Below are 11,616 nucleotides of genomic sequence, written 5' to 3'. Positions count from 1 at the left end.
CATGATTTCGGTTTGCGAAGCTAGCGCCACCCCTCATCGCCCTGCCGGGCACTTCTCCCCGTATAGGGACGGGGAGAAGCGGGCTGGCCGCAACGCCGGCGCCATCCATGCAACGTTGGCGATTGGCGAAACCATAGGACTCAGCGCCCCTCTCCCCGTCCCTATACGGGGAGAGGATGCCGGCAGGCAGGTGAGGGGCGGCGCGGGCCTGCAATGAAAACATGCTCACTCCCCCGCGGCCGGCTGCGACAGCGGTGCGTCGAGGACACCCGGCAGCGGCGAGATGTCGCCGTCCTTGGCCGCCTTCAGCGCCAGGTGCACCAGCACGCCGAGATAGGCGATCAGCAAAAGCACGTAGAGCAGGAGATAGATGGCGAGCGTCAGCGCCACATGGCTGCCGGCCACCGGCCCGACGGCGTCGGCGGTCTTCAATACGCCGGTCACCAGCCAGGGCTGGCGGCCGATCTCGGTCGTGTACCAGCCGGCCAGCGTCGCCAGCCAGCCCGACAACGCCATCGGCACCATCAGCATGGCGAGCGGCTTTGGCAGCGCGTGCCGGCGCTTGAGGAAGAAGGCGGCCGACCAGGAGACGGCGAGCATCAAAAGCCCGGTGCCGACCATGATGCGAAAGCTCCAGAAGAGCGGAAAGACCGGCGGATGGTTGCCGGGATAGTCGTTCAGCCCCGGCACGACACCGTCGGTCGAGTGCCGCAGGATAAGGCTGGCCCCGTCCGGAATCGCGACCTCGAACTTGTTTTCCCTGGCCGCCTCGTCGGGCAGCGCGAACAAAACCAGCGGCACGTTGGGACCGGTGTTCCAGTTGGCCTCCATGGCGGCGATCTTCTGCGGCTGGTGTTCCAGCGTGTTGAGCCCATGCTGGTCGCCGGCCAGGATCTGGATCGGGATCAGGATGGCGGCGGTGAAGACGCCGGTGCGCAGCGCCTTCCACATCGATTCCGAACGGTCGCCGTTGAGGTAGCGCAGCGCCGACAGGCCGGCGATCAGGAACGACACCGTAAGCCCCGAGGCGAGCAGCATATGCACCAGCCGGTAGGGCATGGACGGGTTGAAGACGATGGCCCACCAGTCGACTGCGTGCGCGACGCCGTCGCGCATCTCGAAGCCGGCCGGCGTCTGCATCCAGGAATTGAGGGCGATGATCCAGAACGCCGATAGCGTCGTGCCGCCGGCGACCAGCACCGTCGCCAGCGTGTGGATGCGGTTGGAGACGCGGCGGAAGCCGAACAGCATGATGCCGAGAAAGGCCGCCTCGAGGAAGAAAGCGGTGAGGATCTCGTAGGCGAGCAGCGGTCCGGCGATGTTGCCGACATGCTGCATGTAGCCCGGCCAGTTGGTGCCGAACTGGAAGCTCATGGTGACGCCCGAGACCACGCCCATGGCAAACGACAGCGCGAACACCTTCACCCAGGTGAAATAGGCGCGCATCCAGGCGGAATCATTGGTCGCGTTGTAGCGCAGCTTGAAGAACAGCAGCACCCAGCCAAGGGCAATGGTGATTGTCGGAAACAGGATATGAAACGAAATATTCGCGCCGAACTGCATGCGCGATAGTATGAGCGGGTCCATGGCGGGCTCCGGCTGTAAATACTCGCGAAGGATAGGCCCGAAGCGGGGTCAGGTCAAAGCGGCCTCCTGCCGCGAGGCTGAACGCCACAGGACAATTTTACCGGATGGACGCGGCGCATTCCCAGCCAGCTCCGCGCTTCGATGTCCAGAACTGGCAGCAGGGCATTGACTTGCGGTTGCACTGGGCGACAACAGGCCTATATCAAGTCACCTCTTTCAGGCAGCCGTTTTCAACCATGCCCTCCATATTGTCCATTTCCGGGGTCTCCAAGACCTACGCCACCGGCTTCACCGCGCTCAAGGAAGTCAGCCTCGATATCCAGCGCGGCGAGATCTTCGCGCTGCTCGGCCCCAATGGCGCCGGCAAGACGACGCTGATCTCGATCGTCTGCGGCATCGTCAACCGCTCTTCGGGGACCGTGACCGTCGATGGCCATGATATCAACAAGGACTATCGCGCCGCGCGCAGCCTGATCGGGCTGGTGCCGCAGGAACTCACCATCGACGCGTTCGAGAGCGTCTGGGCGACCGTCAATTACAGCCGCGGCCTGTTCGGCAAGCCGGCCAATCCGGCCTTCGTCGAGAAGGTGCTGCGCGACCTGTCGCTGTGGGACAAGAAGGACGCCAAGGCGATCACGCTGTCGGGCGGCATGAAGCGGCGGCTGATGATCGCCAAGGCGCTGTCGCACGAGCCGCGTATCCTGTTCCTCGACGAACCGACCGCCGGCGTCGACGTCGAACTGCGCCAGGACATGTGGGCGATGGTCCGGCGGCTGCGCGAGGACGGCGTCACCATCATCCTTACCACGCACTATATCGAGGAAGCCGAGGCCATGGCCGACCGCGTCGGCGTCATCAACCGCGGCGAGATCATCCTGGTCGAGGGCAAGGCCGAACTGATGCGCAAACTCGGCCGCAAGGAGATGAGGCTGGAGCTGCGCGCGCCGCTCGGCAGCGTGCCCGACGGGCTCTCGCGCTATGCGCTCGAACTGTCGCCGGATGGCACGCAACTCACCTACACATACGACAACCAGAGCGACCGGCCGGGCGTTGCCTCGCTGATCAGGGATCTCGAGGCGGCCGGCATCCAGTTCCGCGATCTCGACACCAAGAACAGCTCGCTCGAAGAGATCTTCGTCAATCTCCTGAGGCAAGAGCCATGAACCTGCGTGCGGCCCCTAATTTTCGCGCGGTCTGGGCGATCTACCGGGTCGAGATGGCGCGTGCGTTCCGCACCGTGCTGCAGAGCATCATCTCGCCAGTCATCTCGACGTCGCTCTATTTCGTCGTCTTCGGCTCGGCCATCGGCTCGCGCATCACCGAAATCGACGGCATCGCCTACGGCGCCTTCATCGTGCCGGGACTGATCATGCTGTCGCTGTTGACGCAGTCGATCTCCAATGCCTCTTTCGCCATCTATTTCCCGAAATTCGTCGGCTCGATCTACGAGCTTTTGTCGGCGCCGGTCTCTTACCTGGAGATCGTCATCGCCTATGTCGGCGGCGCCGCGACCAAGTCGATCATCCTCGGCCTGATCATCCTGGCCACCGCCTCGCTGTTCGTGCCGCTGCACATCGAACATCCGTTCTGGATGCTCGCCTTCCTGATCCTGACGGCGGTGACCTTCAGCCTGTTCGGCTTCATCATCGGCATCTGGGCGAAAAGCTTCGAGCAGCTGCAGCTGGTGCCGCTGCTGATCATCACCCCGCTGACCTTCCTCGGCGGCAGCTTCTATTCGATCCACATGCTGCCCGGCATCTGGAAGACGATCACGCTGTTCAACCCGGTGGTCTACCTGATCAGCGGCTTCCGCTGGAGTTTCTACGGCAAGGCCGATGTCTCGGTCGTCGTCAGCCTCGGCATGACGCTGGTGTTCCTGGCCGTCTGCATCGCGATCGTCGCCTGGATCTTCCGGACCGGCTACCGGCTGAGGAACTGACGCGGCCCTAAAGTCGTGAGAGAGGCCTCAAATGGCCTTGACCAGCCGCAGCAACCCCAGCATCTCGATGTAGGTCCCCTCGCGAAAGGCGATATAGACCGGTTCCTCGGCGCCGTGGAAGCGGCGCTTGAATGCCGCCTGTCCCTGCAGGTTGAACCTGCGGCGGTTGACCCAGGGCGAGTCGTAGGCGCGCTGGAAGGCGTTGCGCCAGAACTCGCTTTCGGCAAATCCGCTCGGGCCGACATCGAGCAGCGGCGACAGGCCGAGCGTCACCACCGAAATGCCTTCCTCGCGAAAGCGGTCGACGGCGAATTTGGTCAGGCCGATCTCGGCATGCGGCGAGGCATCGATGTGCTTGCGCTTGAAGGCCGTGGTGTAGCCGATCACCTTGCCGTCGGCGAACATCGGATCGAAATCGAGCAAGGCGACGAGGTCGCCATCGGGGCCGTGCAGCACGAAACGGCGCATATCGGTGCCGAGCTGATCGTAAAATGGTCGGTTGAGGAAACCCATCTCCCATCGCTTGACGATACGGTCGCCGCGCCAGTTTTGAGACAGCCGGGAGATCTCGTCGAGGTGGATCGTGCGTTTGTCCTCCTCGAACGAAAAGCCCTTCTTCAGCAGCCAGCGCTCGGAATAACGCACCGTTTCGTTGCGCTTGCCGGAAAAGTCATGGTCGGGCAGAGCGAGGCGCGTGTCGATGCCCAGCCGGTTGATCTTGTAGCCAAGGCCGGCAAGGACCTGGGCGGTCTGTTCGCCGATCTGCACGAACCACGGGCCGCCGGCGCTCTCGACGAAGCGTCTGATGTAATCGGGCCGCCGATCCGGCGCCGCCACCGGATCGCCGAGCGCGAAATGATGCCTCATCTTGGTGCCGAAGGCGATGTAACCGTCGGCATCGCCAAAATAGGAAAGCTTGCTTTGCACGGTGGTGGAATAGGCGAGCGAGAAGTCGCCATGACGGCGCACCAGCGCCAGCCGTTCGACATGCGTCAGCGCCCGGCGCTCGACCTTGGGCGAGGCCCCCTCGAGGAGGTTGTCGAAATAGATCCGCAAGGAGGGCATGGTCGAGATTCCGCGTGCCGTCCATGGCGCGACGTGTCCGACGACACGCAAGACGCGCCACGGCGTCTTGATTTTTCGCAAGGTAGCCGAAATCGGGTTGCCGGTTTCGAATGCCCGCGTCCGTGACGAGATCCGCCAGCCCCCGGACCTCGAATCAATCACTTTGCCGCGACCTGATTATCGCCGATGCCGCGGATATGCCATATAGGGCTGGATGTATTCGGACGGAAGCGGGTAATGCGCTCCATGTCGTGGTTTTGACGCGGTGCCGCGACCGGCTGTTTCGGCCGGGCGGAAATGCTCCAGACGCGAAGCCGCCTCGGCGCGGGACCATCGAAAATCGGCATCGAGTTGCCGTTCGGGTCCTGCGCGCGATCAAACTGTTACAGCGGCCTGCGAGCCTTCAGGGGCCGCCGCGAGCGCGAATGGGGTTCGAGAGTGAATGGCTGATACGACAAGCAGATCGATGGTGGAGCAGGCGGTGACGGTCGAGCCGGCGATCGTCGTTGGCGCCGGCGCCGCCGGGCTGGCCGTCGCGAGGGCCTTGATGAAGGCCGGCGTGGCGACGGCGATCCTGGAGAAGGAAAGCCGGCTGGCCGAGCCCTGGCGCCGGCGCCACGAGCAGCTGCACCTCAACACCCACCGCGATCTCTCGGCACTGCCTGGCCTTGCCTATCCCAAGGGCACCCCTGCCTTTCCGCACCGGGACGTCGTCATCCGCCATATGAACGATTTCCATGAGGCGAACCGTTTGCCGGTGGAGTTTGGCGTTTCCGTCGAGTCCATCACGTTCAGGGGCGATCACTGGGTCGTGCGAACCAGCGCCGGCTCGCGCCTGGCGCGCCATGTCGTTGTGGCCACCGGCCGCGACCGGGAACCCTTCACGCCGCAGTGGACGGGCATGCAGGCGTTCGCGGGCCGGATCATCCACTCGGCGGATTTTGGCGATGCCCAGGCCTATGCGGGCAAGAAGGTGCTGGTTGTCGGCGCCGGCAATTCGGGCTTCGACGCACTCAATCATCTGGCCGGTGTCGATACCGCCGCTGTCTGGCTGTCGGCCCGCAACGGCCCCGCCCTTTTGCCCAAGCGCGTCGGCAAGATCGCCGTGCACCGCCTCTCGCCGCTCATGGCGCGCCTGCCGCTACGCGTCGCCGATGCGGTGATGGCGGTGACGCAGCGCCTGGTGTTCGGCGATCTCACCAAATTCGGCGTGCCGCCCGCGCCTGCGGGCGGCGCCAGCCGCCTGACCTCGGACTATACCGCCATCGCCGCCGACGATGGCGCCGTCGATGCCATCAAATCGGGCAGGATCGTGGTGGTGTCCGGGGTACGGGAGTTCACCCGCGACGGCGTCATCCTGGCCGATGGCAGCCTGATCGCTCCCGACATCGTCATTGCGGCGACGGGCTACCGCACTGGGCTGGAGCGGATGGTCGGCAATCTCGGCGTGCTCGACGAGAAGGGCGTTCCGCTCTTCAACGGCGGCCAGGCCGATCCGAAACTGCCCGGCCTGTGGTTCACCGGCATGCGGCCGAGCATCCGCGGCTGCTTTGCCAATGCCGGCATATTGGCCAAGGCGATAGCTGCGCGGATCGCCGGCTCATCCCGCCCCTCCGGCGCCTCACGCTGAGCGACCGCACAGGACAACATTTGCCGTCGGCGTCACGCCGATTTCGGCTCCAGCCGCCGGAAACCGACAGCCTCGGTCAGCATCTCCTCGTCGACCATGCCGGCATTGTAGAGGGCCAGCAAGGTGAGCGCCAATTCACGCGCCTCGACGGATTCGGGATGCGCTTGCCGTCGGCGGCAGGCCTCGTCGAAGACACGTTGCAAGGTGGCCACTTCGTCAGGTTTGAGCAGGCCACGGTCGTAGATCGACTTGGGCATGGCGATGATCTCCTGATCACGATCTAGGGCGCCACGTGTAAATTGCCAATCTTTCCCGAGGCTTGAATATGATATCGCACAAAAGAGAGGCCCCGGATCGCCGGAGCCCCTCTCATTTTTGTCTCGCCCGACCTCAGACGGCGATCTTGCCGCCACCCTGTTTGGTGATGGCGACCACCGCCGGCCGCACCGGCATGTCGGGCCTGAAATCGGGCCAGCGGGTCGACAGGTCCTCATAATAGGAGGGCCGGCCGAACGCTTCCCAATCCTCGCCGCCGTCACCCGGATGCTGGACGGCGACAAAGGCGGTCTGGTCGTCCGGCGCAAACAGCGGGCCGCACATTTCGGCGCCGATCGGCACCCGGAAGAACAGCTTCGAGGTCGCCCGCGCCGATCCTTCCGTGTCCACCGCCCACAGGCCGTCGGTGCGGCCGGTTGCCTTCGGGCCCTGGCCGTCGGTGGCGACCCACAGGCGCCCGGCCGAATCGACCGCGCAATTGTCGGGCATGCCGAACCAGCCATGGGCCGTCGTCGCGGTGGAGAAGGTGGCGCCGACGGCGGCCACCGACGGGTCGCCGCATTTCAGCAGCACTTCCCACTTGCCTTTGGTGGCGGCGAAATCGCCCTCGTCCTCGACGATTTCGATGATGTGGCCGAAGGCGTTTTCGGCACGCGGGTTGGCGGCGTCGACCTGATCGGCCTTGCGCTTGGAATTGTTGGTCAGCATGACATAGACCTTGCCGTTGCTGGCATTGGGCTGGATGTCTTCGGGCCGGTCCATCTTGGTGGCGCCAAGGAGGTCGGCGGCGCGACGTGTCTCGATCAGCACGTCGGCCTGGCCGGCAAAACCGTTTTCCGCCGTCAGCGGCCCCTGGCCGAACACGATCGGCATCCATTCGACCGAGCCGTCCTCCGCGAATTTGGCGACATGCAGCGTGCCGTCGTCGAGCAGATCCTTGTTGGCCGCGCGGTCGCCGGCGTTGAACATGCCCTTGGTGACGAACTTGTAGACATAGTCGAAGCGCTCGTCGTCGCCGAGATAGAAGACCACTCGGCCATCCTTGGCGACGATCGATTCGGCGCCCTCATGCTTGAAGCGGCCCATGGCGGTGCGCTTGCGCGGCACCGAGGCCGGGTCGTTGACATCGACCTCGACGATCCAGCCGAAGCGGTTAGGCTCGTTCGGCTCCTTGGCCAGGTTGAAGCGGTCATAGTGCGCGCCCCATTCATAGGCGCCTTCCGGAATGCCGAGGCGCTTGTAGTTGGCGGCCTCCTTGTGGCCCTCCGGCAGCTCGCCGGAGAAATAGCCATGGATGTTCTCCTCGGACATCACATAGGTGCCCCAGGGCGTGACCCCGCCGGCGCAATTGTTGATGGTGCCGAACACCTTGACGCCGGACGGGTCGGCATTGGTCTTGACGCGGTCATGGCCGGCAACCGGGCCCGACAGCGCCATCTCGGTGTTGGCGGTGATGCGGCGGTTGAGCTTGCCGTCGCGAATCACCCGCCATTTGCCGCCATCCTTGCGGATCTCGACGATGGTGCCGCCATGGGCGGCCATCTCGACATCGACCTGCTCTTTCGAGAGCGGCGCCACCTCGGCCGACTTCTTGCCGTCCTTCTCGACAATCTTGACGATGCCTGGGAACATCAGATGCGGGTTGGTGTATTCGTGGTTGACCACCAGCAAGCCATGTTCGGCCGAGCCATCGAGCGGGATGTAACCGACATAGTCGTTGTTGTAGCCGAACTGCCTGGCCTGGGCTTGCGCCGACTGCTTCGTCGGGTCGAATTCCGGCGAATCGGCAAACAGCGGATCGCCCCAGCGCAGCAAAACGTCGGCGTCGTAGCCCGGCGCGACGTGGTGCTTATCGTCGATACCGGCCTCCAGCTCGTCGAATTTGAACGCTGAGCCTTCCGCGGCGCGGGCATCGTCGGCGGCGATCATGGCCAGCGGGCTGACGGTGGCGGCGATCGCCGAAACGGCAAGCGAACCCTTGAGGAAGCCACGGCGCGAGAACCGCGCAGCGATGATCTCGCCCATGGTGCGGTTCTCGCTGGGATTGTTGGCCGGGCCTTCGTTTTCCTCGAGCAGGCTGGTGCGGAATCGGGCGTCGGGGGAGCGATGTTCGGTCATGGGAACCTCTGGCTTGGTTTGGCTGGAGCTTGTTGCCTGTTCGACCGCCTTACGTCAGGCTGATCACATTTTCGTGACATGGTATCTCCGCTGCCGCTCGCTCACGAGAGCGATTTTTCACGCCTCGCCTGGGACTTTGGTCCAAGCTTGCGCCTGCAAAGGTCCTGGGGGACAAACGCAACGGTCGGAGGTCGCTTCCGGTCACCACGTCTTTCGGCGATGTTGTTGCACTGCAACGTTGGGGTGGGCGCGCCGGCTCAATCGACGGAGATCAGTATGCGTGGATCGATCACGGCCCGTTGTTGCCGTCTGGCTCTCAGATCGGCGGCCGTCCTGGCGCTGACCATCGCTCCCTATGGAATCGTCTTCCATGGCTTCGTGCCTGGAATCGATGCCGCGATCGCACATGCCGACAAGGGTGGCAACGGCGGTGGCGGTGGGAATGGCGGTGGCGGTAACAGCGGTGGCGGTGGCGGTGGCGGCAACAGCGGCAATGGAGGAAACAGCGGCAACGGCAATAGCGGTAACAGCGGCGGCGGGAATAGCGGAAAGGGTAAGGGCCAGGGCAACCAGAGCACAAGCCATGTCAACGCCACGACCGGCGACACGGTCGACGTGGACGGCAACAAGATTACAGTTCAGCACCCTGACGGCTTGACGGAAAAGATCGAGAACGGCCGCTTCAGCATGAAGGATAAGCTCGGCCGCACGATCATCGATCGCCGTGCCACACCGGCCGACGCCAGCCGTCTCAAGGCGCTATGAATTTCGACCCTTTGAATTTCGGCCCTATGAATTTCGCCTTGTGAAGCTGGTCAACAGGCAACGACCAGCTTCACACGTCACCTCCGCCGCCCCCCGGCGGAGGTGACCTCGTTTCGCGGCGTTCCACGATGGCTACGAACGGTCCCTGTCGCGGTCGCGAAACTCGCGCATGATGAGGGCCGCTTCAGTACGGTTTCGTACGTTGAGTTTCGACAGCACCCCCGTCATGTGATGCTTGACGGTCTTCTCCTGCAGCTCCAGGCGTAAGGCGACTTCCTTGTTGCTCAGTCCCTCCGCCACCAGCCGCAGGATTTCGGTCTGCCGGCCGGTGAGTTGCCGCAGCCGGTCCGCCACGCCGTTGGCGGGCTGCAAGGACTGCACGTCGGAAAGCAGCCGGGCCGACAGCATCGGCGAAAGATAGCTTTCGCCGGCCGCCACGTTGCGCAGGATATCGGCAAGCGCACGCGATCCGACGCCTTTGAGGACATAGCCGAGCACCCCGGCGTTCAAGGCCTTGGTCACATCGGCATTCGCCTCTGAAACGGTCAGCATGACGATCTTCTGGGCGGGATGGTCGGCAAGGATGCTGGCAACCGCGGCCAGGCCGCCGCCCGGCATTGAAATGTCGATGAGCAATATGTCGGGCTGCATGGTCGAGGCGATGCGCTCCGCGTCCTGCGCGGTCGCACCTTCGCCGACCATCTCGAAGCCGCCGATCTCCGACAGGCTGCGCGTCACGCCTTCGCGGAACAGCGGATGATCGTCGACAATGGCAATGCGGATGGCGCCGATCATGCTTGCTCCTCGACCGAAAGACGGATCACCAGCTTCGTGCCTTTCGGCCCTGTGAGTGTTTCGAATTGGCCGCCAATGCTTTCAACCCGCTCCCTGAGGCCGGCAAGGCCCAACCCCTCGGCCCGCGCCGGATCGAAGCCCGGTCCGCCGTCCGATACTTCAACGAAAAGCCTACCATTTTTCATGCCTGCACGCACCGCCTGATCCTTGCCCCGTCCGTGGCGGTAGGCATTGTTCAGCCCCTCCTGCACGAAACGATAGATGCTGATCTTCTCAGAAGCGCCGGGCTCCGGCAAATGTCTCGGCATCGTAAGCGTCACCGATGTGCCCGTCCGGCGCTCATGCTCCTCGACGGCCAGCCGCAGCACGTCCGCCGCCGCCGCCGTTTCTATCTGCGGCAGGACCAGGCCGGTGCAGATGCCGCGTATCTCGCGCATCGCATCCTCCAGCGTCTTGCGGATCATGGCGATTTCGGTCGAGCGGCCTTCGCTGCCATGCCCGTCGCCGGTAAACACCGGACTGTCCATGCGCAACGCGGCCAGCGCCACGAGCTGGGCAGGGCCGTCATGCAGGTCGGCGCCGATCCGGCGCAGATATCTTTCGTTGAGCGCGGTGGCGCGGCGGGACGCCCGCTGCACACGATGCCGCAAGGCGCTGTTCTGCGTCACCAAGCCCTGCAGCTCGGACACCTGGCGGCGCAGCGCCCCGCGCTGGTCGTCGATAATGCGGCTGCCGCGCAGGACGATGCCCGACAGTAGCAGAAATGCCGTCAAGGTGGTCCCGGCCACGACCAGCCAGCTCGACAGCAGGGCGGAAGCCAGGGTAGCCTTGAAATCGCTGGCGACCTCGTAGAATTCGGTGACGGCGACCACTTCGCCGGACCAGGGCTCGCGCACTGGATTGTAGATCTCGAGCAACGGCACACCCGCGGCCCGCTCCTTGTCTTCGTTCTCGTCGAACGTATCGAACTGGGCAACGACGCTGCCCTGGAAGGCAGAACGCAGATTGTCGTTCAGGTCGAAGCGGCGACCCGTCAAAGCCGAGTCCTTCGCATAGAGGATCGTGCCGTCGCGGCGCCAGAGCCTGAAGGATGCCAGGCGTTTGCCGAGCGCGCCCTGGCCGAGCGTCTCGTCGAGCGCCTGCTTGACGGATGCGCTGAGCTCCTCGCTCTTGCGCAGGTCGGGCAGCAGCGGCGCAATCACGCTGTCGACATAGAGCGCCGTCGTGGCGGCCGAATTGCGAGTGACGCCGTCCCGGATCTGCGTCGTCACCCAGGTCCCGACGATCACCATGACGACCAGCAGCCCAAAACCGCCAGCAACGACGAATTGCAGGGCAAGGGAAAGCTCGCTCCAGCGCCGCGCCAAGTTCTGAAAAATACGAATCATGAACCCCTGACCGCCCCTCTATCGACAGGCTGGGCGATTCCGGCACATTGAGC

Annotated in this window: 11 protein-coding genes; 4 read left to right on the top strand and 7 right to left on the bottom strand. The window is 64.2% G+C overall.

Annotated elements, in window-relative coordinates; translation table 11 throughout:
- Nucleotides 1-225: 225 nt before the first annotated feature.
- Nucleotides 226-1,587 (bottom strand): cytochrome ubiquinol oxidase subunit I, encoded by a 1,362-nt coding sequence (locus LB557_RS28505; RefSeq protein ID WP_015314749.1) that lies wholly within the window; start codon nucleotides 1,585-1,587, stop codon nucleotides 226-228.
- Between the two features lie 236 nt (nucleotides 1,588-1,823).
- Between LB557_RS28505 and LB557_RS28500 the strand changes: the two genes are divergently transcribed.
- Nucleotides 1,824-2,750 (top strand): ABC transporter ATP-binding protein, encoded by a 927-nt coding sequence (locus LB557_RS28500; RefSeq protein ID WP_041163616.1) that lies wholly within the window; start codon nucleotides 1,824-1,826, stop codon nucleotides 2,748-2,750.
- On the top strand, nucleotides 2,747-3,526 hold the full coding sequence (locus LB557_RS28495) for an ABC transporter permease (RefSeq protein ID WP_015314751.1): 780 nt from the start codon (nucleotides 2,747-2,749) through the stop codon (nucleotides 3,524-3,526). The genes LB557_RS28500 and LB557_RS28495 overlap by 4 nt, the downstream gene beginning before the upstream one ends.
- Before the next feature lie 27 nt (nucleotides 3,527-3,553).
- On the opposite strand, the gene LB557_RS28490 is transcribed toward LB557_RS28495, so the two are convergent.
- Entirely contained in the window at nucleotides 3,554-4,591 is a 1,038-nt protein-coding gene (locus tag LB557_RS28490; RefSeq protein ID WP_224644018.1) for a phosphatidylglycerol lysyltransferase domain-containing protein, read from the bottom strand.
- A 158-nt stretch (nucleotides 4,592-4,749) separates the two neighbouring features.
- Complete coding sequence (locus tag LB557_RS28485; protein WP_140619882.1) at nucleotides 4,750-4,938, bottom strand: hypothetical protein; 189 nt, start codon at nucleotides 4,936-4,938, stop codon at nucleotides 4,750-4,752.
- 95 nt (nucleotides 4,939-5,033) lie between these two features.
- On the opposite strand from LB557_RS28485, the gene LB557_RS28480 reads away from it, so the two are divergent.
- Nucleotides 5,034-6,221, top strand: coding sequence for a flavin-containing monooxygenase (locus LB557_RS28480; RefSeq protein ID WP_140619883.1), 1,188 nt, complete (start codon nucleotides 5,034-5,036; stop codon nucleotides 6,219-6,221).
- 32 nt (nucleotides 6,222-6,253) lie between these two features.
- Here LB557_RS28480 and LB557_RS28475 read toward each other — a convergent pair whose 3' ends face one another.
- Complete coding sequence (locus tag LB557_RS28475; RefSeq protein WP_015314754.1) at nucleotides 6,254-6,478, bottom strand: hypothetical protein; 225 nt, start codon at nucleotides 6,476-6,478, stop codon at nucleotides 6,254-6,256.
- 133 nt (nucleotides 6,479-6,611) lie between these two features.
- Nucleotides 6,612-8,615, bottom strand: a complete 2,004-nt coding sequence (locus tag LB557_RS28470; protein ID WP_224644283.1) for a PhoX family protein — start codon at nucleotides 8,613-8,615, stop codon at nucleotides 6,612-6,614.
- Nucleotides 8,616-8,891: 276 nt separating this feature from the next.
- On the opposite strand from LB557_RS28470, the gene LB557_RS28465 reads away from it, so the two are divergent.
- Nucleotides 8,892-9,380, top strand: a complete 489-nt coding sequence (locus LB557_RS28465; RefSeq protein WP_224644282.1) for a hypothetical protein — start codon at nucleotides 8,892-8,894, stop codon at nucleotides 9,378-9,380.
- A 132-nt stretch (nucleotides 9,381-9,512) separates the two neighbouring features.
- On the opposite strand, the gene LB557_RS28460 is transcribed toward LB557_RS28465, so the two are convergent.
- Both LB557_RS28460 and LB557_RS28455 read right to left on the bottom strand, forming a co-directional pair.
- A complete protein-coding gene (locus tag LB557_RS28460; protein WP_015314757.1) occupies nucleotides 9,513-10,175 on the bottom strand; it encodes a response regulator in 663 nt (220 codons plus the stop codon).
- Entirely contained in the window at nucleotides 10,172-11,563 is a 1,392-nt protein-coding gene (locus tag LB557_RS28455) for a sensor histidine kinase (RefSeq protein WP_140712045.1), read from the bottom strand. Before LB557_RS28455 ends, LB557_RS28460 begins: the two co-directional genes overlap by 4 nt.
- Nucleotides 11,564-11,616 lie beyond the last annotated feature (53 nt).

Origin of the sequence: Mesorhizobium sp. BR115XR7A (genome assembly GCF_020165315.1) — a bacterium.
Taxonomy (GTDB): domain Bacteria; phylum Pseudomonadota; class Alphaproteobacteria; order Rhizobiales; family Rhizobiaceae; genus Mesorhizobium; species Mesorhizobium australicum.
This window is presented reverse-complemented; position numbering and strand designations above follow the sequence as displayed.